Here is a 23,346-nt window from a genome sequence, read left to right as displayed (position 1 = left end):
CCGCGCTCCGCACGGGCGGGGGCCGTCCGCTACCGCGCCTCGCCCAGCAGCCTCTGGAGCCGCCCCACGCCCTCCGCCAGGTCCTCGTCGCCGAGCGCGTAGGACAGGCGCAGGTAGCCGGGGGTGCCGAAGGCCTCGCCGGGCACCACGGCGACCTCGGCCTCCTCCAGGACGAGCTCGGCCAGCTCCGCGGAGGTCCGGGGCGTCCTGCCGCGCACCTCCCTGCCGAGCACGCCCTTCACGGACGGGTACGCGTAGAACGCGCCCCGCGGCTCCGGGCAGACCACGCCGTCGATCCCGCCGAGCATCCGGACCATCGTCCTGCGGCGGCGGTCGAAGGCCTCCCGCATCTCCTCCACGGCGGCCAGGCCGCCGGAGACGGCGGCCAGGGCGGCCGCCTGCGAGACGTTGGCGACGTTCGAGGTGGCGTGCGACTGGAGGTTGGAGGCGGCCCTGACCAGGTCCTTCGGGCCGATGATCCACCCCACGCGCCAACCCGTCATCGCGTAGGTCTTCGCGACGCCGTTCACGACGACGGTGCGGTCGGCGATCTCCGGAACCTCCACGGGCAGGGAGGAGAACTCGGCGCCGCCGTACACCAGGTGCTCGTAGATCTCGTCGGTGAGGACCCACAGGCCGTGCTCGTCCGCCCAGCGGCCGATCGCCCGGACCTGCTCGCGCGGGTAGACGGCGCCCGTCGGGTTGGACGGGGACACGAACACCAGGACCTTGGTGCGCTCGGTGCGCGCGGCCTCCAACTGCTCCACGCCCGCCATGTACCCGGTGCTCTCGTCGGTGACGACGAAGACCGGCACGCCGCCCGCGAGCTTGACCGACTCGGGGTAGGTGGTCCAGTACGGGGCGACCAGGAGGACCTCGTCGCCCGGGTCCAGCATGGCGGCGAAGGCCTCGTGGACGGCCTGCTTGCCGCCGTTGGTCACCAGCACCTGCGAGGGCTCCACCGCGTAGCCGGAGTCCCGCCGGGTCTTCTCCGCGACGGCCTCGCGCAGTTCGGGGAGGCCGCCCGCCGGCGTGTAGCGGTGGAAGCGCGGGTCGCGCGCCGCCGCGACGGCCGCCTCGACGACGTGGTCGGGCGTCGGGAAGTCGGGCTCTCCCGCGCCGAAGCCGATGACGGGGCGGCCCTCCGCCCTCATGGCCTTGGCCCTGGCGTCCACGGCGAGGGTGGCGGACTCGGAGACGGCGCTGATGCGTGCGGAGACACGGGGTCGGTCGCTCATGGCGCCCATGGTGCCACGCGGGCCCGTCCCGGACCGGGAGCCCGCCAGGCGCCTCCGGAGGGGGCGCCGGTCCTCCGGCGGTTTGGTCAGATCGGGCGAATGGGCATACACTCGGTCGCGCCGAACGGTCGTGGCCCAGGTGTTACCGGGCCATCAGTGTGCGTAGCGCGCGGCGACCGGCTATGGTGGGAGCGCAGTTTCCGTCAAGGGCAGTGGCTCAATTGGTAGAGCACCGGTCTCCAAAACCGGCGGTTGGGGGTTCGAGTCCCTCCTGCCCTGCAAGTCCGCGCGAGCGGAGTGGCGGCCTCCGGGCCGGCACTCCGCACGGGGCATCGGAACTACGGGGATTTCTGGCAGCCCGCGACCCTAAGGACCCCAGGTGACACAGACTGACGCCGACGCGAAGCCCGACAAGGAGCCGAAGCGTCGTACCGGTCCGGTGACGTTCACCAAGCAGGTCGTCGGTGAGCTGCGCAAGGTTCGCTGGCCCACGCGCCGCGAACTGGTGACCTACACCATCGTCGTCCTCGTCTTCGTGGTGGTCGTCCTCGGCTACGTCTCGCTCCTGGACTGGGGCTTCGGCGAGGCCATCACCTGGCTCTACGGCACCTTCGGCCGCCCGGCGGGCGTCTGACCGAGACTTCTGGGCCGCGCCTCCGGACGACCGGGGCGCGGCCCCACTCGTCCGCGCGTCGGTCCCGCGCCGCCCGGACAGACCGTAAGCTGGCATGACTGGGTTCGACGCAGACCGCTGTTCGGCGTGCGTCGCTCCGCAGAGCGCATCCGACGAGAGAAAGAGCAGCCGTGTCCGAGTCCCCACTGACCTCTGACGACTTCCCCGATGAGGAGCCGGATCAGTCGTCTGCGGAAGAGACCGGCCTGGCGGGCGAGCTGTCCGAGGACGCGGCCGACAAGGCCGACGACGACAGCCCTGCTCTGACCGGCGACGCGGACGAGAACGCCGAAGACGAGGGCGAGGAGGAGGCCGAGGAGGCCCCGCGCCTCGACCCCGTCGAGGAGTTCAAGAACGAGCTGGTCCTGCTGCCCGGCGACTGGTACGTCGTGCACACCTACGCGGGCTACGAGAAGCGGGTCAAGGCCAACGTCGAGAGCCGTACCCAGTCCCTCAACATGGAGGACTACATCTTCCAGGTCGAGGTGCCCGAGCACGAGGTCACCGAGGTCAAGAGCGGCAAGCGCCAGCAGGTCACCGAGAAGGTCCTGCCCGGCTACGTGCTCGTCCGCATGGACCTGACCGACGAGTCCTGGTCGGCGATCCGCAACACCCCCGGCGTCACCGGCTTCGTGGGCCTGTCCAACAAGCCCGCCCCGCTGAGCCTGACCGAGGTCGCCAAGCTCCTCGCGCCCGAGCCGGAGCAGGAGCCGGAGCAGGCGCAGAAGGCCCGCGCCGGCGGCGAGGTCCGCTCCGACGTGGCCTACGAGATCGGCGAGTCCGTCACGGTCATGGAGGGCCCGTTCGCCACGCTGCCCGCCACGGTCAGCGAGATCAACCCGGACACCCAGAAGCTCAAGGTGCTGGTGTCGATCTTCGGCCGCGAGACGCCGGTCGAGCTGTCCTTCACCCAGGTCGCCAAGATCTGACCCGGGCCGCCGTCCGGCGGGGCGCCGTGCCCGCAGGACGACCGTCAAGGCACTCGTCACGGCGACATAGACTTGGTGGGTCCACCCTCGCGGTGGACCCACTCTCGTGCCCCGCCCAGGCAGGGCACGTCACGGCCCGCCAGGTCCCGGCGGGCCGTCGCCCCCGCGCCCTCCGGCGCGGGGCCGCGCCTCCTTCGGCAGCGGTGCCGCCGCGATCGCCACGACCGCACGGCGCCGCGGGGAGGCCAGGGACCAGCACACAACGCAGATCAGGCAAAGGACCCGATATGCCTCCGAAGAAGAAACTTGCCGCACTCGTCAAGGTGCAGCTCCCCGCCGGTCAGGCGACCCCGGCGCCGCCCGTTGGTACCGCTCTCGGTCCGCACGGCGTCAACATCATGGACTTCTGCAAGCAGTACAACGCTGCCACGGAGTCTCAGCGCGGCAACGTCATCCCCGTAGAGATCTCCATCTACGAGGACCGTTCCTTCACCTTCGTCACCAAGACGCCTCCGGCGCCGAAGCTGATCCTGAAGGCCGCCGGGCTGGACAAGGCCGCCACCGACCCGGGTCGCACCACGGCCGGCTCCATCACCGCCGAGCAGGTCCGCGAGATCGCGCAGACCAAGCTGCCCGACCTCAACACCGACGACATCGAGGCCGCGACCAAGATCGTCGCCGGCACCGCCCGTTCGATGGGCATCGAGGTCAAGTAGCCCCCCGCACGGTGGCGCCGACCCCAGGCGGGGCGGGGCGACCGGGGACGCTCGACGTTCAAGAACCACCGTGGCAGGGCCAGGCGCTGGCCCGACGACCACACGTTCCCTAGGAGAACAGCGTGAAGCGCAGCAAGACCTACCGCAAAGCCAGCGAACTGGTGGACCGCGACAAGCTCCACGGCCCCGCCGAGGCCGTGAAGCTCGCCAAGGAGACCTCCAGCTCCAAGTTCGACTCGACCGTCGAGGTCGCCCTGCGCCTGGGCGTCGACCCGCGCAAGGCCGACCAGATGGTCCGTGGCACCGTGAACCTGCCGCACGGCACCGGCAAGACCGCTCGGGTCCTGGTCTTCGCGACCGGTGAGCGTGCCGAGCAGGCTCTCGCCGCCGGCGCCGACATCATCGGCGACGACGAGATGATCGAGAAGGTCGCCAAGGGCTACACCGACTTCGACGCCGTCGTCGCCACCCCGGACCTCATGGGCAAGGTCGGCCGCCTGGGCCGCGTGCTCGGCCCGCGCGGCCTGATGCCGAACCCGAAGACGGGCACCGTCACCCCGGACGTGGCCAAGGCCGTGACCGACATCAAGGGCGGCAAGATCGAGTTCCGCGTGGACCGCCACGGGAACCTGCACTTCATCATCGGCAAGGCCTCCTTCGGCGAGCAGCAGCTCCTGGAGAACTACCAGGCCGCGATCGACGAGGTGAACCGCCTCAAGCCGTCCGCCGCCAAGGGCCGCTACATCAAGAAGGCCGTGGTCAGCACGACCATGGGCCCGAGCATCCCGCTCGACGCCTGACGTCCTTCCGCGTAGCCGTCCCGCAGACGGCGACGGCCCCCGCGTCCACCGGACGCGGGGGCCGTTCCTCGTACCGGGCCCCTACAGGTCGGTGATCTCGTCCTCGCCGGGGATCTCGAAGGAGGTCTCGCCCAGCTCGGAGAAGACCATGGACACGTCGGCCTCCTCGTCGGAGAAGTCGAGGCGCATCGGGAAGCCGTCCCGGCCGACCCAGATGGACACGTCGACGGAGCCGCTGACGTCACCGATCAGCTCCAGCACGGCGAGCTTCTGCTCGGCGTCCAGGGCGTCGATCTCCTCGGTGGTCATCGTGCCCTCGACGAGGGTGGTCTCGACACCGCCGACCTCCTCGGTGCCGGCCGCCTCGATCTGGTCGATCTCGGCGAAGGCGCCGACCAGGTCGGGCAGCGAGGCGATGTCGAACATCTCCTGCGGGCCCAGCTCCGCGGTGTCCTGGACGCCGCGGGCCCAGGGGGTGTCGACCTCCTGGAGGCCGTTGTGGTTGGACACCAGGGACTCGCCCTCCGCGGGGACGATGAGGACGGTCGTGCCGAGCTCCTCGGCCGTCAGGCCGGGGTCCTCCCCGCCCAGGGCGGCGAGCTCCAGCAGCATCTCGCCGACGAAGGGCATCACCATGGTGACCTGCGCGGCCTCGGGGTCGTCCATGACCTCGTAGGTCATCGTCATGTCCACGGTGCCGAGCTCGGGGTCGGGCATGGACAGGTCGAGGTCCAGCGTGTAGTTGGTGACCTCCTGCGTGCTCGAGGCGAGCTCGGCGAGCATGTCCAGGACACCGCCGCCCTCTCCGGGCTCCTCTGCCGCCTCGACCTCGACCGCCTCCTCCTCCGGGGCGCCGCCGCCGCAGGCGGTGAGGGCGAGGGCGAGGGTTCCCGCCGTGAGCAGGGAGGGCATACGCGTCTTCACGAAGGTGTTCCGCTTTCTTCGGGTGGGGGACGGGCGCGTCCGGGAGCGGGGGCGCCCGGGAGACATCTTCCCGCACACAACCGACATATCGGTCGATTATTCGCGAGTGCCCCTTCGACGGCCGGTCTCCCCGTACGGTTCCCGCGCGTGCGCGGGGCGCGCGGACAGCCTGGAGCCGGTCCGGCACATGTACCGACGGTCCCCGCGCGTGCGCGGGGTGCGCGCGATCACACCGGCGGTTCCGCCGGAGGGGACGAGCACCCCCGGGCTTCGGTTACGATGGAGGCTGCCGAAGACCGCTGGTCGCCACCCGCAGGGGTGGCCCTAAGGACCCATCCGCGATGGGCGCCCGCGCAGGTGTCACTAGAGCTTTCCCGTTCCGGGCGCGCACTCCGCGCCGAGAGAACGCGGTCGTGCCCCGTGCGCCTGGCGCTCGGGGCTTTTTCTCGTGCTGACGCCGATCGCGCGAGTCCTTGGGAACCGACCGGCGCTCGTACCCGCACCGGCCGGTACCGGTGGTCCACCGGGCCCCGGCCGGAAGGCAGGCGGAGCCGGAGCGGGTCCGTTCCGAGTCCGCCCGGGGCGGTTTCCGGCGCACGAGTCAGGAACTCCGCCCCGCGAGGTGCGGGACACCCCGCCGTCAGGCGCGGGATCGAAGTCAATGTTGGAAGGAGTCCCATGGCGAGGCCGGACAAGGCAGCCGCGGTCGCCGAACTCACGGAGGAATTCCGTGAGTCGAGCGGCGCCGTGCTGACCGAATACCGGGGGCTCACTGTCGCGCAGATCACCGACCTGCGCAACAGCCTCGGCCAGAACGCGCGTTTTCGCATCGTCAAGAACACGCTGACCAAGATCGCGGTCAAGGAGGCCGGCGTCGACCAGGAGATCCAGGATCTTCTGGTGGGCCCGTCCGCCATCGCCTTCGTCCACGGTGACGTGGTCGAGGCCGCCAAGGGTCTGCGCGACTTCTCGAAGGCGAACTCGCCCCTGGTGATCAAGGGCGGCATCATCGACGGCAAGTCGATGAGCGCCGAGGACATCACCAAGCTGGCCGACCTGGAGTCCCGCGAGGTTCTCCTCGCGAAGCTTGCCGGCGCGCTCAAGGCCAAGCAGGGCCAGGCCGCCGCCGTCTTCCAGGCGCTTCCCTCCAAGGCCGTGCGCCTCGCGCAGGCCCTGGCGGACAAGCGTTCCCAGGAAGCTGCCTGAACCTTTTGAACCGCGGCGGGCGCCGAGGGCGCCCCGCCGAAGGCTCGCACGTGATGCCGACAGGCGCGCGTGTCTGTAGAGAAAGAGAAACCGCATCATGGCGAAGCTCAGCAACGACGACCTGCTTGCCGCTTTCGAGGAGATGACCCTTCTCGAGCTGGCCGACTTCGTGAAGCTCTTCGAGGAGAAGTTCGACGTCACCGCTGCCGCCCCGGCCGCCGTCGCCGTCGCCGGCCCCGCGGGTGCCGCTCCGGCCGAGGTCGAGGAGAAGGACGAGTTCGACGTCGTCCTCGAGTCCGCCGGCGACAAGAAGATCCAGGTCATCAAGGAGGTCCGCAGCCTCACGAGCCTGGGTCTCAAGGAGGCCAAGGACCTGGTCGACAACGCTCCGAAGCCGCTGCTCGAGGGCGTCAACAAGGAGGCCGCTGAGAAGGCCAAGGCCGCTCTCGAGGGCGCCGGCGCCACCGTCACCCTCAAGTAGTCCTCCGCGGGCCGCACAGGCCCGCTGGTCTGCTCCACGCGGCCGTCCCTCCTCCGGGAGGGGCGGCCGCGTTCGCGTTCCCGGGGCCCGGCCGTGGGGCGCGGGGGCCCGGCCCCCTCGGCCCGGGTGCCGCGCCCCGCGGGTGCGGCGGCGGCCCCCCGCGCTCCCCGGCGGCGCCCCGCCCCTCCCAGCCCCTCCCCGCGCCCCCCGCGACAGGGCCCCTGGTCCCGGACCCGTGCGACGAAGGTCCCCTCTCCCCGGGTGCGCCGTGTTCCGACGCCGTTCGCTCCGCCGGGTGTGCGAAGCTGGGGCGGTTCGGGAGCACCAGGTCAGGGGCCGCGTGTGCGAACTGTCCCCCGGACGCGGTAATCTCCCGTCCCGGGAATCCCGACGAGGCCCCGGGAGAGGGTTTACCCGCCCCCCGCGGGGGAACCTTTTCGGGTGTCCGACGGGCTCACAACCCCCTGGGGCCAGGGCAGGCGCGCCAGCTCCACCGATCCCGGTCGAGGGCGATCCCGAGGGTTGTGAGGGACGGCGGACCGGAGCCGGTCCGTCGGCGGACGGCTCCCCCTCGGGGGAGCGGACGGGCAGACGGCCCGAGGCCGGACACCCCTGTGCCGGAGACGGCGGAGGGGCTGGTCCACGGTCGGAGGTTCTCCGTCGCGGGCCGCGCGGGACGACGGCCGGGCTTGACGGATCGCCCTTCACGGGTGATCCTGCCGGTGTCGTGAGTTGCGCTGTGGACCGTGAGTGGACAGCGGTGTGGTGTTCGGCTACACTGCTCTTTTGCGCTGCCCTTTGGTGATCCCTGTGCCGGTGCACGGCTGCCACCCATCCCATTTCTGGACATACGGTGGCCCGTCACCCGCTCGATGTGACCGTCTCAACCGCGTTGCGGCGGTCCCTCTCGTGACGGATCGTCTGGCGTGCGCGCTTCAACCGCCACAAGCCTTCGGAAGGACCCCTGTTGGCAGCCTCGCGCAACGCCTCCGCTAACGCCCTTGGTCCGCACCGCGTTTCTTTCGCCCGTATCCAGGAACCCCTCGAGGTTCCGAACCTTCTGGCCCTGCAGACCGAGTCGTTCGACTGGCTGCTGGGCAACGACAAGTGGAAGACCCGGGTCGAGACGGCCCGAAACGCCGGCCGCAAGGACGTTCCGGAGCAGTCCGGTCTCGAAGAGATCTTCGAGGAGATCAGCCCGATCGAGGACTTCTCGGGCACCATGTCCCTCTCGTTCCGCGACCACCGGTTCGAGCCGCCCAAGTACTCCGAGGAGGAGTGCAAGGACAAGGACATGACCTACTCCGCCCCGATGTTCGTCACGGCGGAGTTCATCAACAACGACACCGGTGAGATCAAGAGCCAGACGGTGTTCATGGGCGACTTCCCGCTCATGACCGTCAAGGGCACCTTCATCATCAACGGCACCGAGCGCGTCGTCGTGTCCCAGCTGGTCCGCTCCCCGGGCGTCTACTTCGACCGGTCCGTCGACAAGACCACCGACAAGGACCTCTTCGGCTGCAAGGTCATCCCGTCCCGCGGCGCCTGGCTGGAGTTCGAGGTCGACAAGCGCGACTTCGTCGGCGTCCGCATCGACCGCAAGCGCAAGCAGGGCGTCACCGTCCTGCTCAAGGCGCTGGGCTGGACCACCGACCAGATCCTGGAGCGGTTCGGCCAGTACGAGTCCATCCGCAACACGCTGGAGAAGGACCCCACGGCGGGCACCGACGACGCGCTGCTGGACATCTACCGCAAGCTGCGCCCCGGAGAGCCGCCCACGAAGGAGTCGGCCCAGGCGCTGTTGGAGAACCTCTACTTCAACCCCAAGCGCTACGACCTCGCCAAGGTCGGCCGCTACAAGATCAACAAGAAGCTCGGCCTCGACGCCGACTACACGCAGGGCACGCTGACCGAGGACGACATCGTCGCCACGATCGACTACATGGTCCGCCTGCACGCGGGCGAGGTGGAGAAGGAGACCGTCAACGGCCTCCGCCCGATCGAGACCGACGACATCGACCACTTCGGCAACCGCCGCCTGCGCACCGTCGGCGAGCTCATCCAGAACCAGGTCCGCCTGGGCCTGGCCCGCATGGAGCGCGTCGTCCGCGAGCGGATGACCACCCAGGACGTCGAGGCGATCACGCCGCAGACCCTGATCAACATCCGCCCCGTCGTCGCCTCCATCAAGGAGTTCTTCGGCACCTCGCAGCTGTCCCAGTTCATGGACCAGACCAACCCGCTCGCGGGCCTGACCCACAAGCGCCGCCTCTCGGCGCTGGGTCCGGGCGGTCTGTCCCGTGAGCGCGCGGGCTTCGAGGTGCGCGACGTGCACCCCTCCCACTACGGCCGCATGTGCCCGATCGAGACCCCCGAGGGTCCCAACATCGGTCTGATCGGCTCCCTGGCGGGCTACGGGCGGGTCAACTCCTTCGGCTTCGTGGAGACCCCGTACCGCAAGGTCATCGACGGGCGCATCTCCGACCAGGTCGACTACCTGACCGCGGACGAGGAGGACCTGTACGTCATCGCGCAGGCCAACACGCCGCTGAACGCCGACGGCACCTTCGCCGAGGCCGGCGTGCTCGTGCGCCGCAAGGGCGGGGAGTTCGAGCAGGTCAGCACCGACGAGGTCGACTACATGGACGTGTCGCCGCGCCAGATGGTGTCGGTCGCCACCGCCATGATCCCGTTCCTGGAGCACGACGACGCCAACCGCGCGCTCATGGGCTCCAACATGCAGCGCCAGGCCGTGCCGCTGCTGCGCGCCGAGTCGCCGTTCGTCGGCACCGGCATGGAATACCGCGCCGCGACCGACGCCGGTGAGGTCATCCTCAACGAGAAGGCCGGCGTCGTCGAGGACGTCACCGCCGACTACGCCACGATCATGGCGGACGACGGCACGCGCAAGACGTACCGCATGGGCAAGTTCCAGCGCTCCAACCAGGGCACCTGCTTCAACCAGCGGCCGATCGTCAGCGAGGGCCAGCGGGTCGAGGCCAACCAGGTCCTCGCCGACGGGCCCTCCACCGACCAGGGTGAGATGTCGCTCGGCAAGAACCTGCTCGTGGCCTACATGTCCTGGGAGGGCCACAACTACGAGGACGCGATCATCCTCTCCCAGCGCCTGGTGCAGGACGACGTCCTCTCCTCGATCCACATCGAGGAGCACGAGGTCGACGCCCGCGACACCAAGCTGGGCCCGGAGGAGATCACCCGCGAGATCCCCAACGTCAGCGAGGAGGTCCTGGCCGACCTCGACGACCGGGGCATCATCCGGATCGGCGCCGAGGTCGTGGACGGCGACATCCTCGTCGGCAAGGTCACGCCCAAGGGCGAGACCGAGCTGACCCCGGAGGAGCGCCTGCTGCGCGCCATCTTCGGCGAGAAGGCCCGCGAGGTCCGCGACACCTCCCTGAAGGTGCCGCACGGCGAGACCGGCAAGGTCATCGGCGTGCGCGTGTTCAGCCGCGAGGAGGGCGACGAGCTCGCCCCCGGCGTCAACGAGATGGTCCGCGTCTACGTGGCCCAGAAGCGCAAGATCACCGACGGTGACAAGCTCGCCGGCCGCCACGGCAACAAGGGCGTCATCTCCAAGATCCTGCCGCAGGAGGACATGCCCTTCCTGGAGGACGGCACCCCGGTCGACATCATCCTCAACCCGCTGGGCGTGCCCGGCCGGATGAACGTCGGCCAGGTCCTGGAGGTCCACCTCGGGTGGCTGGCCAAGAACGGCTGGCTGGTCGAGGGGGTGGAGGAGGAGTGGCAGAAGTCGCTCCACGCGATCGGCGCGGCCGAGGTCCCGCCGAACTCGCGCGTGGCCACCCCGGTCTTCGACGGCCTGCACGGTGACGAGCTCAGCGGCCTGATCCAGTCGGTGCGCCCGAACAAGGACGGCAACCGCCTCATCAACAAGGACGGCAAGGCGCGCCTGTTCGACGGCCGCACCGGCGAGCCGTTCGCCGAGCCGATCTCGGTCGGCTACAAGTACATCCTCAAGCTCCACCACCTCGTGGACGACAAGATCCACGCGCGCTCCACCGGCCCGTACTCCATGATCACCCAGCAGCCGCTGGGCGGTAAGGCGCAGTTCGGCGGTCAGCGCTTCGGTGAGATGGAGGTCTGGGCGCTGGAGGCCTACGGCGCCGCCTACGCGCTCCAGGAGCTGCTCACCATCAAGTCCGACGACGTGGTGGGCCGGGTCAAGGTCTACGAGGCCATCGTCAAGGGCGAGAACATCCCCGAGCCGGGTATCCCTGAGTCCTTCAAGGTGCTCATCAAGGAGATGCAGTCGCTCTGTCTGAACGTGGAGGTGCTGTCCAGTGACGGTATGTCCATCGAGATGCGGGACAGTGACGAGGACGTCTTCCGCGCGGCGGAAGAACTGGGAATCGACCTGGGGCGGCGAGAGCCCAGCAGTGTCGAAGAGGTCTAACTTCCGCGGATTTCGAGAGCAGGGGACGAATTAAGTGCTCGACGTCAACTTCTTCGACGAGCTGCGGATTGGCCTCGCCACCGCCGACGACATTCGCCAGTGGTCGCACGGCGAGGTCAAGAAGCCCGAAACCATCAACTACCGGACCCTCAAGCCCGAGAAGGACGGACTCTTCTGCGAGAAGATCTTCGGTCCGACCCGGGACTGGGAGTGCTACTGCGGCAAGTACAAGCGCGTCCGCTTCAAGGGCATCATCTGTGAGCGCTGCGGCGTCGAGGTGACCCGTGCCAAGGTGCGCCGCGAGCGGATGGGCCACATCGAGCTGGCCGCTCCCGTCACGCACATCTGGTACTTCAAGGGCGTGCCCTCCCGCCTGGGCTACCTGCTGGACCTGGCTCCGAAGGATCTCGAGAAGATCATCTACTTCGCCGCCTACATGGTCACGTGGGTGGACACCGAGGCCCGTGAGCGCGACCTCCAGTCCCTGGAGGCGCGGATCTCGGTCGAGAAGCAGCACCTCGAGCAGCGCCGCGACTCCACCATCGAGGAGCGGCACCGCAAGCTCGAGGCCGACCTGGCCGAGCTCGAGGAGCAGGGCGCCAAGGGCGACGCGCGCCGCAAGGTCCGCGAGGGCGCCGAGCGCGAGATGCGCCAGCTCCGCGACCGTGCCCAGCGCGAGATCGACCGCCTCGACGAGGTCTGGAACCGCTTCAAGAACCTCAAGGTCCAGGACCTCGAGGGCGACGAGATGCTCTACCGCGAGATGCGGGACCGCTTCGGGAAGTACTTCCGCGGCGGCATGGGCGCCCAGGCCATCCAGGACCGGCTCGCCAACTTCGAGCTGGACGTGGAGGCCGAGAAGCTCCGCGAGACCATCCGCACCGGCAAGGGCCAGAAGAAGGCCCGCGCCCTGAAGCGGCTCAAGGTCGTCTCGGCGTTCCTCAACACCACCAACAGCCCCATGGGCATGGTGCTCGACTGCATCCCGGTCATCCCGCCGGACCTGCGTCCGATGGTGCAGCTGGACGGCGGCCGCTTCGCGACCTCCGACCTCAACGACCTGTACCGCCGCGTGATCAACCGGAACAACCGCCTCAAGCGGCTGCTCGACCTCGGCGCGCCCGAGATCATCGTCAACAACGAGAAGCGGATGCTCCAGGAGGCCGTCGACGCGCTGTTCGACAACGGCCGCCGCGGACGCCCGGTCACCGGTCCCGGCAACCGGCCGCTCAAGTCGCTGTCCGACATGCTCAAGGGCAAGCAGGGCCGCTTCCGCCAGAACCTGCTCGGCAAGCGCGTCGACTACTCCGGCCGTTCGGTCATCGTCGTCGGCCCGCAGCTGAAGCTGCACCAGTGCGGTCTGCCCAAGCAGATGGCCCTGGAGCTCTTCAAGCCGTTCGTGATGAAGCGCCTGGTCGACCTGAACCACGCGCAGAACATCAAGAGCGCCAAGCGCATGGTGGAGCGGTCCCGCCCGGTCGTGTGGGACGTCCTCGAAGAGGTCATCACCGAGCACCCGGTGCTGCTCAACCGCGCCCCGACGCTGCACCGCCTGGGCATCCAGGCCTTCGAGCCGCAGCTGGTCGAGGGCAAGGCCATCCAGATCCACCCGCTCGTCTGCACGGCGTTCAACGCCGACTTCGACGGCGACCAGATGGCCGTGCACCTGCCGCTGTCCGCCGAGGCCCAGGCCGAGGCGCGGCTGCTGATGCTGGCGACCAACAACATCCTCAAGCCGTCCGACGGCAAGCCCGTGACCATGCCCACCCAGGACATGATCATCGGCCTGTACTACCTGACGACGGAGAAGGCCGACGCCAAGGGCGAGGGCCGCGCGTTCCGCTCCCCGGCCGAGGCGATCATGGCCTACGACCTGGGCGACCTGGACCTGCAGGCGAAGATCCGCCTGCGGATCGCCGACGGCGCCCCGGCCCCGAAGGACTGGACGCCGCCGGAGGGCTGGCAGCAGGGCGACGTGTACGTCCTGGAGACGACCCTGGGCCGGTACCTCTTCAACGAGACCACCCCGGTCGACTACCCGTACGTCAACTTCCAGGTGGGCAAGAAGCAGGTCTCGGTCCTGGTCAACGACCTCGCCGAGAACTACCCCAAGGTCCAGGTCGCCACGACCCTGGACGCCCTGAAGGACGCGGGCTACCACTGGGCGACCCGGTCCGGCCTGACCATCGGCATCGAGGACGTCGTCGCGCCTCCGCGCAAGACGGAGATCCTCGAGGGGTACGAGCGCAAGGCAGACAAGATCCAGCGCGAGTACGACCGCGGTCTCATCACCGACGACGAGCGCCGCCAGGAGCTCACCGAGGTGTGGACCCAGGCCACCGCCGAGGTCGCGCAGAACATGGAGGACAACTTCCCCGCCGACAACCCGGTGTGGATGATGGTCCAGTCCGGCGCCCGAGGCAACCCGATGCAGGTGCGCCAGATCGCGGGTATCCGCGGCCTGGTCTCCAACACCAAGGGTGAGACGATCCCGCGTCCGATCAAGTCCTCCTACCGCGAGGGCCTGTCGGTGCTGGAGTACTTCATCTCCACGCACGGCCAGCGCAAGGGCCTGGCGGACACCGCCCTGCGCACCGCCGACTCGGGTTACCTGACCCGTCGTCTGGTGGACGTCGCGCAGGACGTCATCGTCCGCGAGATCGACTGCGGCACGGACCGTTCGATCTGGCACGAGATCGGTGAGAAGAACGCCGCCGGCGCCGTCGTGCGCAAGCACAACGTCGAGAACACCGGTTTCGGCCGCACCCTCTCCGAGGACGTGACGGGGCCGGACGGCAAGCTCGTCCTGCCCGCGCTCAGCGACACCTCCGAGCAGAACATCGACAAGCTGATCGCGGCCGGTTTCACCCGCGTGCGCATCCGCTCGTCGCTGACCTGCGAGGCCAAGATCGGCGTCTGCACCACCTGCTACGGCCGCTCCATGGCGACCGGCAAGCCGGTGGACGTCGGCGAGGCGATCGGCATCATCGCGGCGCAGTCCATCGGTGAGCCCGGCACCCAGCTGACCATGCGTACCTTCCACATGGGCGGTTCCGCGGGTCAGGACATCACGCACGGTCTGCCCCGTGTCCAGGAGCTCTTCGAGGCCCGCATCCCCAAGGGTGTGGCCCCGATCTCCGAGATGGAGGGCCGGATCCGGATCGACGACACCGAGAAGAGCCGCAAGATCGTCGTCATCCCCGACGACGGCACGGACGAGATCGCCTACCCGGTCCCGATGCGTGCGCAGCTCCTCGTCAGCGACGGCGACCACGTCACGGTCGGCCAGCAGCTGATCCAGGGTGCGATCAACCCGCACGAGGTTCTTCGCATCCAGGGCCCGCGCGCGGTGCAGCAGCACCTCGTGTCGGAGGTCCAGGAGGTGTACAAGTCGCAGGGTGTGTCCATCCACGACAAGCACATCGAGATCATCGTCCGCCAGATGCTCAAGCGGGTGAACATCCTGGAGTCGGGCGACACCGAGCTCCTGCCCGGCGAGATGGTCGAGCGTCCGAAGTTCGAGCGGATCAACCGCCGCGTCGTCTCCGAGGGCGGACAGCCCGCGGCCGGACGCCCGGTGCTGCTCGGGATCACCAAGGCCTCGCTGGCCACGGAGTCCTGGCTGTCGGCGGCCTCCTTCCAGGAGACCACCCGGGTGCTCACCGAGAACGCCATCCACGGCAAGAGCGACCCGCTGCTCGGCCTCAAGGAGAACGTCATCATCGGTAAGCTCATCCCGGCCGGTACCGGTATTCCGCAGTACCGCAACATCCGGGTGGAGCCCACCGAGGAGGCGAAGGCCTCGATGTACTCGGTCTCCGGGTACGAGGAGCCGAGCGAGTACACCTTCGGTCAGGGGTCCGGCGAGGCCGTCCCGCTGGAGGAGTACGACTTCGGGCCGTACAACCGGTAAGAGCGGTTTGAACTGACGGCGGCGGCCAGCCACTCCCGACCGGGAGTGGTGCCGCCGCCGTTCGGCGTAGAGGGTCCGCGCACGGCGGACGGGGAGACGGCGCTACTGCGCTGGCGGGAGAGGCATGACTGAACACGGGGGCGGACGGGACTCCGGTGCGGGGGACTGGTTCAAGCCGAGCGAGAACCGCTACCGCACGCAGTCGGAGTACCAGGACCCGCTCGAGGGTGAGGAAGCCGACGAGGGCGCCGAGACGGTGTTCCCCGACAGCGGCGGCTACACGGGGCTGAGCGCGTCGCGCCCGGCCCTGGTCGAGCCGTACCCGGAGGCGCTCGGCGGTCCGCCGTCCGGCGCCTCGCACCCGATCTCCTACCCGGGGGCGGGGCAGTCGGCGTACCAGCCGCTGACCCGGGTGCCGGGGGAACCGGAGGAACCGAGCCTGCCCAGCGTCGCGGCCAGCGCCGAGGTTCCCCTGCCCTCCGAGGACCCGGGCGAGGAACCGGCCGGCCGCATGGACTCCTGGGCCGCGCCCCGGACCGACCCGGCGGCGGGCGGCGCCGAGGCGCCGGCCGGTCCCGGTGACGCCTGGACCGCGGGCCGGGACGAGCCGGAGGCGCCCGCACCGGGCCCACGGGGAGGGGAGGGCTTCCCGGACACCGGGTACGCGTCGCCCGACCGCGCCTCCGACGCCTGGAGGAGCGAGGCGCCCCTCGACGGGTCGCACGACCCGTCCGCCTGGGACGCCCCCGCGGCCCGGCCCGAGGGTTCCCCGGCGTGGGACCCCGAGGGCGCGCGCGGTCCCGCCGCGTGGGACGCCGGCGCCCCGGCGGGCGGACCCGACGTGTACGCGCGGGACGCCTGGAGCGATGCACCGGCAGACCGCTCCGACACCCGCGGGCAGGACGCGTGGCGTACCGACGTCCCCGGGGACGGTCTCGGCGACGGCGGTCCCGAGGCGTGGGCCCCGGCCCGCGACGCCGACGCACGGACCCCGGAGCCGTCGGACGACGCGCGCCCGTGGGACGAAGCACCCGCGGGCGGGCACGGCCGCGAGGCCCCGGGGAACCGTACGGAGGGTTCCCCGGCGTGGGACCCCGAGGGCGCGCGCGGTCCCGCCGCGTGGGACGCCGGCGCCCCGGCGGGCGGACCCGACGTGTACGCGCGGGACGCGTGGACCCCGGACGCCCCCGCGGCCCCCGCAGGGGACCCGTGGGGCGCGGACGGCCCGGTGGGCCGCTCGGAGGACCGGGAGCAGGACCGCTGGTCCCCGGACGTCCCGGTGGGCGGTTCCGCCCCCTCCGGCGCAGACGCGCCCGTGACCGGCCCCGCGGCGACCGACGCGCGCCCGTGGGACGAGGCCCCCGAGGTGGAGGACGGCCGCGAGGCGTGGTCCCCCTCCCGGGGAGCCGACGCCTGGACCCCGCAGCCCCCGGCCGACACGCGGTCGTGGGAGCCGGACCCCGCCCTCGGCGGGATCGGTGAGCCCCTCCGGGACCCGTGGGGCGCGGACGGCCCGGTGGGCGGTTCCGCCCCCTCCGGCGCAGACGCGCCCGTGACCGGCCCCGGGACGGGCGACGCGCGCCCGTGGGACGACGGGCCGTCCGGCGGCGCGGACGCCCCCTGGACGCCCCCGGCCGACGCCGGGGACCGCCCCTGGGACACCGGAGCCCCCGCGAACGGGGACCGCCCCTGGGACGACGCGCCCTCCGGGTACGGCCCCGTCGGCGGCGCGGACCGCGCCTGGGACGAGGACCGGGGCGCCACCGCCTGGGGCGCAGGCCCCGAGGACCGGCAGGGCCCCGAGGGACCGGGCGGCCGGTCCCCCGTCGGCGACACGGCCCCCGCGGCCCCGCTCTGGGACGACGAGCTGTCCGACGACCGCCGACCGTCCGCGTGGGGCGCCGACGCCCCCTCGGACGGCACGGCGGGACCGGAGCACGACTCCTGGGACGCGGCTCCCCGCCACGAGGCCCACGGGGCGCCCTCCGGCGGCCGTGCCGCCGACGGCCGCTCGTGGGACGACGACGAACTCGGCTCGGACTCCTGGGGGCCGGCCGCCGACCGCGGCGCCGCCGCAGGAGAGGACCGTGACGCCGCCGCAGGGCCGCGGAACGGCGGTCGCGGGTCCGCGGCCGACACCGGCGGCCTGGACTCCTGGGCGCCCGCCAGGGAGACCGCCGACGCGTGGTCCGGCGCGGGGACCGACGAGTCGTGGACCGACGGCTACGACGACGAATTGTCACCGCCCGCCCCCGCTCCCGCCCCGGCCCCCGACCCGGGCGAGTTCGGGTCGGGGAGCGGCAACACCTGGGCGTTCGACCGCAACGACCCCCGCCTCCCCGACATCGTCCGGGAGGCGGAGGAGCGCCGGCGCGAGTCCGCCAGGTCCTCCGACACCGGGACCTGGGGAGACGACGGCACGGACGGGGACGCCCCCTCGGCCTGGGCGGACGACGACCGGCTGCGCGACGGGGCCCCGGGCGGGGAGCGGACCGGCGGCGCGCCGTCCGCTGAGGACCCCCTGGCGGCCATCGCGGACATGCAGTCGCGCGCCCGCTCCCGGGAGGCCGAGGGATACGCGGACGAGGCGTTCGCGGACGAGGCGTTCGCGGACGAGGGGTACGACGACGAGGGGTACGACGACGGCCCGGTGCGCCGGGGCGGTCCCGGGGAGGACGGCGTCCCCGACGGCGCCACCCAGGTCTTCGAGGCGCCGAGCATCCCCGAGGACACCTGGGACCACGACGAGCCGGAGCCGGCGGGGGAGAGCGAGTACGACGACGGCTTCACCCCGGCGGACTACGGCATGCCGGAGGCCCCGGCCTCCCGCAGGCGCCGCAAGGACCCCATCGCCGAGGAGTTCCCCGGCTTCGTGGACCGTCCCCTGGGCGGGGAGCCCGGCGACCCGTACCCCGGCTACGACAGCATCGACTTCCTGCCGGACACGGAGAAGGGGGCGACCGTCACCCTGTGGCTGGGCATCGCCTCGCTGCTCCCCGGCATCGGTCTGGTCACAGCTCTGCTGGCGCTCCTGATCACGGGGCCCAAGGCCAAGAAGGCGATCCGCGCCTCGCGCGGGGAGCTCGACGGCCTCGGACTGATCACCGTCGGCACGGTGTTCGCGGTGGTCGGCATCCTGGTGACGGTGATCTCCGTCGCCATCTGGCTGGTCCTGTAGCGCCGCGGCCGCTCCTCCAGGACAATGTTCCGGGGGAGCGGCCGCATGCCCGGGCCGCCCGCCGACGGTCTCCGGGGGAACCCGGGGCGAAACGACTCCGGGAGCGCGTAGACTGGCGGTGACCCACGGCTACGCGAGAACCGGTTCCATGATTCTCGCCATGTCGCACGCCGTTTTGACCGCCCAGACGGTAAACGGTAGCCTGTGTGATTGTGCCCGTGAGTCGACGGGTCACACGTGCGTGTGCGGCGCCTCGGTCCCACCAGTTGAGGACGTAAGGCGCGCCGCGCAGGTGAACCCCCTCCCATGATCGGCCTCCGGCCGGGTGTGATCGGTTTTTTGCCGTGCGCGACAACCAGCGCGACACGCCCGACCACGGGGGTCGGGGAGGTTCGGGAAATTCAGCAGGTCAATAGCGATATCGGCTACGAGAACCGGCGTAGGTCACGAGGAAGACGGAGACGCGGTGCCCACCATCCAGCAGCTGGTCCGCAAGGGCCGACAGGACAAGGTCGCAAAGAACAAGACCCCGGCGCTGAAGGGGAGTCCGCAGCGTCGTGGTGTGTGCACGCGTGTCTACACCACTACGCCGAAGAAGCCGAACTCCGCTCTGCGTAAGGTCGCTCGCGTCAAGCTGAGCAGCGGCATCGAGGTCACGGCCTACATCCCCGGCATTGGTCACAACCTCCAGGAGCACAGCATCGTGCTCGTTCGCGGTGGTCGTGTGAAGGACCTGCCGGGCGTCCGCTACCGAATTGTCCGCGGCTCGCTCGACACCCAGGGTGTCCGGGGCCGCAAGCAGGCGCGTAGCCACTACGGCGCCAAGAAGGAGAAGTAAAGATGCCGCGCAAGGGCCCGGCGCCGAAGCGCCAGCTCATCACCGACCCGGTCTACGGCTCGCCGCTCGTCACCGCACTGATCAACAAGGTGCTGCTCGACGGCAAGCGCTCCATCGCCCAGAGCGTCGTCTACGACGCCCTCGAAGGCGCTCGCGAGAAGACCAGCCAGGACCCGCTCGTCGTTCTGAAGCGCGCCCTGGACAACGTCAAGCCCGCGCTCGAGGTCCGCAGCCGCCGTGTCGGTGGCGCGACCTACCAGGTGCCGGTCGAGGTTCGCGCCTCCCGGTCCACCACGCTGGCCCTGCGCTGGCTGGTCTCCTACGCGCGTCAGCGCCGTGAGAAGACCATGACCGAGCGTCTGATGAACGAGCTGGTCGACGCCAGCAACGGTCTCGGCGCGGCCGTCAAGAAGCGTGAGGACACGCACAAGATGGCCGAGTCGAACAAGGCCTTCGCCCACTACCGCTGGTAACCCCGCGGCGATTCGATTCCTTGAGACCGAGGGAAGACGAGCCTCATGGCTGCTAAGACTGCGCTTGACCTGGCCAAGGTCCGCAACATCGGGATTATGGCCCACATCGACGCGGGCAAGACCACCACGACTGAGCGGATCCTCTACTACACCGGTGTGACCCACAAGGTGGGTGAGGTCCACGATGGCGCCGCCACGATGGACTGGATGAAGGAGGAGCAGGAGCGGGGTATCACCATTACCTCGGCTGCTACCACCACCCACTGGGACGACCACACCATCAACATCATCGACACGCCCGGCCACGTCGACTTCACGGTCGAGGTCGAGCGGTCGCTGCGTGTCCTCGACGGTGCCGTCGCGGTGTTCGACGCCAAGGAAGGCGTCGAGCCCCAGTCCGAGCAGGTCTGGCGTCAGGCTGACCGCTATGGCGTTCCGCGTATCTGCTTCGTCAACAAGATGGACAAGATCGGCGCCGAGTTCCAGCGCTGCGTCGACATGTTCCGTGAGCGCCTCGGCGCGAACGCCATGCCGATCCAGCTGCCCATCGGCGCCGAGAGCGACTTCAAGGGCGTCGTCGACCTGGTCCGCATGAAGGCCTACGTCTGGAACGACGAGGCCGCGCTCGGCGAGATGTACGACACGATCGACATCCCCGAGACCCACGCCGACGCCGCCCGCGAGGCCCGCGAGAAGTTCATCGAGGTGCTCGCCGAGGCCGACGACGAGATCATGGAGCTGTACCTGGAGGGGCAGGAGCCCACCCTGGAGCAGGTGGTTCCGGCGATCCGCCGCGCGACCATCGCCGGTACCGCGATCCCGATCGTGTGCGGCACCGCGTTCAAGAACAAGGGCGTCCAGCCCCTGCTCGACGCGGTCACCGCTTACCTCCCCTCGCCCCTGGACGTGGACGCCATCGAGGGCCACGACCCCAAGGACGAGACCGAGGAGACCAAGCTCGCCCGCAAGCCGAGCGTCGACGAGCCGATGTCCGCCCTGGTCTTCAAGATCATGAGCGACCCGCACCTGGGCAAGCTGACCTACGTGCGCATCTACTCCGGCGTCCTCGAGACCGGCACCCAGGTGCTGAACAGTCTCAAGGGCCGCAAGGAGCGGATCGGCAAGATCTACCGCATGCACTCCAACAAGCGTGAGGAGATCGGCGAGGCCGGCGCGGGCGACATCGTCGCGGTCATGGGTCTGAAGGACACCACGACCGGCGAGACGCTGTGCGACCAGTCGGCTCCGATCGTCCTGGAGTCCATGACGTTCCCGGCTCCGGTCATCGAGGTGGCCATCGAGCCCAAGACCAAGAGCGACCAGGAGAAGCTGGGCATCGCGATCCAGCGCCTCGCGGACGAGGACCCCTCGTTCCAGGTCGCCACGGACGACCAGACCGGCCAGACCATCATCTCCGGTATGGGCGAGCTGCACCTCGAGGTCCTCGTCAACCGCATGCGCGACGAGTTCAAGGTCGACGCGAACATCGGCAAGCCCCAGGTGGCCTACCGAGAGACCATTCGCAAGAAGGTCGAAGGCCACGTCTACACCCACAAGAAGCAGACCGGTGGGTCGGGCCAGTTCGCCAAGGTCAAGATCGACGTCGAGCCCCTCGTCGTCGAGAGCGGCGACGCCTCCGGCTACGAGTTCGTCAACGCGGTCACCGGTGGCCGTATCCCGCGGGAGTACATCCCGTCGGTCGACGCCGGTGCCCAGGAGGCCGCCGAACTGGGTGTGCTCGCGCACTACCCGCTCGTCGGCGTCAAGGTGACGCTCCAGGACGGTCAGTACCACGAGGTCGACTCCTCGGAGATGGCCTTCAAGACCGCGGGTTCGATGGCCTTCAAGGAGGCCGTCAAGCTCGCCAAGCCGACTCTTCTCGAGCCGGTCATGGCAGTGGAGGTCACCACCCCTGAGGAGTACATGGGTGACGTGATCGGCGACCTGAACTCCCGTCGTGGACAGATCCAGTCCATGGACGAGCGTTCCGGCGTCCGGATCGTCAAGGCCCAGGTGCCCCTCTCCGAAATGTTCGGCTACGTGGGTGACCTGCGCAGCCGTACCCAGGGTCGCGCCAACTACTCGATGGTGTTCGACTCCTACGCGGAGGTTCCGTCCGCTGTCGCCCAAGAAATTGTGGCGAAGGTTCGCGGCGAGTAGCCGCGAACACGTAACCAGCCCGCTCCCCGTCCACGCGGGGGGCGAGCACCAGATAGCTCTGTACGTCTAGGAGACATCCAGTGGCGAAAGCAAAGTTCGAGCGGACTAAGCCGCACGTCAACATCGGCACCATCGGTCACATCGACCACGGCAAGACCACGCTGACCGCGGCCATCACCAAGGTGCTGCACGACGCGTACCCGGACCTGAACCCGTTCACGCCGTTCGAGGACATCGACAACGCTCCCGAGGAGCGCGAGCGCGGTATCACGATCTCCGTCGCCCACGTCGAGTACCAGACCGAGGCGCGTCACTACGCCCACGTCGACTGCCCCGGCCACGCCGACTACGTGAAGAACATGATCACGGGTGCGGCGCAGATGGACGGCGCGATCCTGGTCGTGGCCGCCACCGACGGCCCGATGCCGCAGACCAAGGAGCACGTGCTCCTGGCCCGCCAGGTCGGCGTGCCCTACATCGTCGTGGCCCTGAACAAGTCCGACATGGTGGACGACGAGGAGATCTTCGAGCTCGTCGAGCTCGAGGTCCGTGAGCTCCTCAGCGAGTACGAGTTCCCCGGCGACGACGTTCCCGTCACCAAGGTCTCCGCGCTCAAGGCGCTGGAGGGCGACGAGGAGTGGGGCAAGACCGTCCTGGAGCTCATGGGCACCGTGGACACCTACATCCCCGAGCCCGAGCGTGACACCGACAAGCCGTTCCTCATGCCCATCGAGGACGTCTTCTCGATCACCGGTCGCGGCACCGTCGTCACCGGTCGTATCGAGCGCGGCATCGTCAACGTCAACGAGACCGTCGACATCGTCGGTATCAAGGACGAGAAGCAGACGACCACCGTCACCGGTGTCGAGATGTTCCGCAAGCTGCTCGACCAGGGCCAGGCCGGCGACAACGTCGGGCTGCTCCTGCGCGGCATCAAGCGCGAGGACGTCGAGCGCGGCCAGGTCGTGATCAAGCCGGGCACGACCACCCCGCACACGGAGTTCGAGGCCAACGTCGTCATCCTGTCCAAGGACGAGGGCGGGCGCCACACGCCGTTCTTCAACAACTACCGTCCGCAGTTCTACTTCCGCACCACGGACGTCACGGGCGTCGTGACGCTGCCGGAGGGCACGGAGATGGTCATGCCCGGTGACAACACCGAGATGACCGTCAACCTGATCCAGCCGGTCGCCATGGAAGACGGTCTGCGGTTCGCCATCCGCGAGGGTGGCCGTACCGTGGGCGCCGGTCGCGTCACGAAGATCCTCAAGTAGTACGCATGCCGGGGGCGGCCCCCTGAGGAGCCGCCCCCGGCGTGGTGGGCGGGCCGTGTCCGCACGGCCCACCCACCCACACACAAGACGTCATCGGGCACTGTGACG

Annotated in this window: 15 protein-coding genes and 1 tRNA gene; 14 read left to right on the top strand and 2 right to left on the bottom strand. The window is 69.8% G+C overall.

Annotated elements, in window-relative coordinates; genetic code table 11:
• Positions 1 to 29: 29 nt before the first annotated feature.
• Positions 30 to 1,238 carry a pyridoxal phosphate-dependent aminotransferase gene (locus OUQ99_RS27700; protein ID WP_267946704.1) on the bottom strand — a complete coding sequence of 403 codons (1,209 nt, stop codon included), beginning with the start codon at positions 1,236 to 1,238 and terminating at the stop codon, positions 30 to 32.
• Between the two features lie 206 nt (positions 1,239 to 1,444).
• Here OUQ99_RS27700 and OUQ99_RS27695 point away from each other — a divergent pair.
• The 5 genes from OUQ99_RS27695 to rplA all read left to right on the top strand — a co-directional run bounded on the left by OUQ99_RS27695 (position 1,445) and on the right by rplA (position 4,356).
• Positions 1,445 to 1,517: transfer RNA gene (locus OUQ99_RS27695), tRNA-Trp, on the top strand.
• A gap of 100 nt (positions 1,518 to 1,617) precedes the next feature.
• A complete protein-coding gene (gene secE, locus OUQ99_RS27690; RefSeq protein ID WP_267946703.1) occupies positions 1,618 to 1,872 on the top strand; it encodes a preprotein translocase subunit SecE in 255 nt (84 codons plus the stop codon).
• A 170-nt stretch (positions 1,873 to 2,042) separates the two neighbouring features.
• Positions 2,043 to 2,840, top strand: coding sequence for a transcription termination/antitermination protein NusG (gene nusG / locus OUQ99_RS27685; protein WP_267946702.1), 798 nt, complete (start codon positions 2,043 to 2,045; stop codon positions 2,838 to 2,840).
• 287 nt (positions 2,841 to 3,127) lie between these two features.
• On the top strand, positions 3,128 to 3,556 hold the full coding sequence (gene rplK / locus OUQ99_RS27680) for a 50S ribosomal protein L11 (protein WP_267946701.1): 429 nt from the start codon (positions 3,128 to 3,130) through the stop codon (positions 3,554 to 3,556).
• A 122-nt stretch (positions 3,557 to 3,678) separates the two neighbouring features.
• Positions 3,679 to 4,356 (top strand): 50S ribosomal protein L1, encoded by a 678-nt coding sequence (gene rplA, locus OUQ99_RS27675; protein ID WP_267946700.1) that lies wholly within the window; start codon positions 3,679 to 3,681, stop codon positions 4,354 to 4,356.
• An 81-nt stretch (positions 4,357 to 4,437) separates the two neighbouring features.
• On the opposite strand, the gene OUQ99_RS27670 is transcribed toward rplA, so the two are convergent.
• Positions 4,438 to 5,280: a hypothetical protein gene (locus tag OUQ99_RS27670; RefSeq protein ID WP_344180386.1), complete on the bottom strand. Its 843-nt coding sequence runs from the start codon at positions 5,278 to 5,280 to the stop codon at positions 4,438 to 4,440.
• Between the two features lie 678 nt (positions 5,281 to 5,958).
• On the opposite strand from OUQ99_RS27670, the gene rplJ reads away from it, so the two are divergent.
• The 9 genes from rplJ to tuf all read left to right on the top strand — a co-directional run bounded on the left by rplJ (position 5,959) and on the right by tuf (position 23,238).
• Entirely contained in the window at positions 5,959 to 6,486 is a 528-nt protein-coding gene (rplJ, locus tag OUQ99_RS27665) for a 50S ribosomal protein L10 (protein ID WP_267946699.1), read from the top strand.
• 97 nt (positions 6,487 to 6,583) lie between these two features.
• A complete protein-coding gene (gene rplL, locus OUQ99_RS27660; protein WP_267946698.1) occupies positions 6,584 to 6,967 on the top strand; it encodes a 50S ribosomal protein L7/L12 in 384 nt (127 codons plus the stop codon).
• Positions 6,968 to 7,934: 967 nt separating this feature from the next.
• On the top strand, positions 7,935 to 11,402 hold the full coding sequence (gene rpoB / locus OUQ99_RS27655; RefSeq protein ID WP_267946697.1) for a DNA-directed RNA polymerase subunit beta: 3,468 nt from the start codon (positions 7,935 to 7,937) through the stop codon (positions 11,400 to 11,402).
• Positions 11,403 to 11,436: 34 nt separating this feature from the next.
• Positions 11,437 to 15,315 carry a DNA-directed RNA polymerase subunit beta' gene (locus OUQ99_RS27650; protein WP_267946696.1) on the top strand — a complete coding sequence of 1,293 codons (3,879 nt, stop codon included), beginning with the start codon at positions 11,437 to 11,439 and terminating at the stop codon, positions 15,313 to 15,315.
• Between the two features lie 124 nt (positions 15,316 to 15,439).
• Positions 15,440 to 18,493, top strand: coding sequence for a hypothetical protein (locus OUQ99_RS27645; protein ID WP_267946695.1), 3,054 nt, complete (start codon positions 15,440 to 15,442; stop codon positions 18,491 to 18,493).
• 466 nt (positions 18,494 to 18,959) lie between these two features.
• Complete coding sequence (gene rpsL / locus OUQ99_RS27640; RefSeq protein WP_014912437.1) at positions 18,960 to 19,331, top strand: 30S ribosomal protein S12; 372 nt, start codon at positions 18,960 to 18,962, stop codon at positions 19,329 to 19,331.
• A 2-nt stretch (positions 19,332 to 19,333) separates the two neighbouring features.
• Complete coding sequence (rpsG, locus tag OUQ99_RS27635) at positions 19,334 to 19,804, top strand: 30S ribosomal protein S7 (protein ID WP_267946694.1); 471 nt, start codon at positions 19,334 to 19,336, stop codon at positions 19,802 to 19,804.
• Positions 19,805 to 19,849: 45 nt separating this feature from the next.
• Positions 19,850 to 21,964 carry an elongation factor G gene (gene fusA, locus OUQ99_RS27630; RefSeq protein ID WP_267946693.1) on the top strand — a complete coding sequence of 705 codons (2,115 nt, stop codon included), beginning with the start codon at positions 19,850 to 19,852 and terminating at the stop codon, positions 21,962 to 21,964.
• Positions 21,965 to 22,044: 80 nt separating this feature from the next.
• Positions 22,045 to 23,238: an elongation factor Tu gene (tuf, locus tag OUQ99_RS27625; RefSeq protein ID WP_267946692.1), complete on the top strand. Its 1,194-nt coding sequence runs from the start codon at positions 22,045 to 22,047 to the stop codon at positions 23,236 to 23,238.
• Positions 23,239 to 23,346 lie beyond the last annotated feature (108 nt).

It is taken from the genome of Streptomonospora nanhaiensis (assembly GCF_026642255.1).
Classification (GTDB): domain Bacteria; phylum Actinomycetota; class Actinomycetes; order Streptosporangiales; family Streptosporangiaceae; genus Nocardiopsis; species Nocardiopsis tropica.
Note: the sequence above shows the minus strand (reverse complement) of the source record. Positions and strands in the feature narration are given on the sequence as shown.

Bases quoted from the DNA above. Each gene is read 5' to 3' on its own strand.
- fusA (WP_267946693.1), top strand. From the start codon at position 19,850: ATGGCTGCTAAGACTGCGCTTGACCTGGCCAAGGTCCGCAACATCGGG.
- OUQ99_RS27700 (WP_267946704.1), bottom strand. From the start codon at position 1,238: ATGAGCGACCGACCCCGTGTCTCCGCACGCATCAGCGCCGTCTCCGAG.
- OUQ99_RS27645 (WP_267946695.1), top strand. From the start codon at position 15,440: ATGACTGAACACGGGGGCGGACGGGACTCCGGTGCGGGGGACTGGTTC.
- rplK (WP_267946701.1), top strand. From the start codon at position 3,128: ATGCCTCCGAAGAAGAAACTTGCCGCACTCGTCAAGGTGCAGCTCCCC.
- rpsG (WP_267946694.1), top strand. From the start codon at position 19,334: ATGCCGCGCAAGGGCCCGGCGCCGAAGCGCCAGCTCATCACCGACCCG.
- rplL (WP_267946698.1), top strand. From the start codon at position 6,584: ATGGCGAAGCTCAGCAACGACGACCTGCTTGCCGCTTTCGAGGAGATG.
- rplJ (WP_267946699.1), top strand. From the start codon at position 5,959: ATGGCGAGGCCGGACAAGGCAGCCGCGGTCGCCGAACTCACGGAGGAA.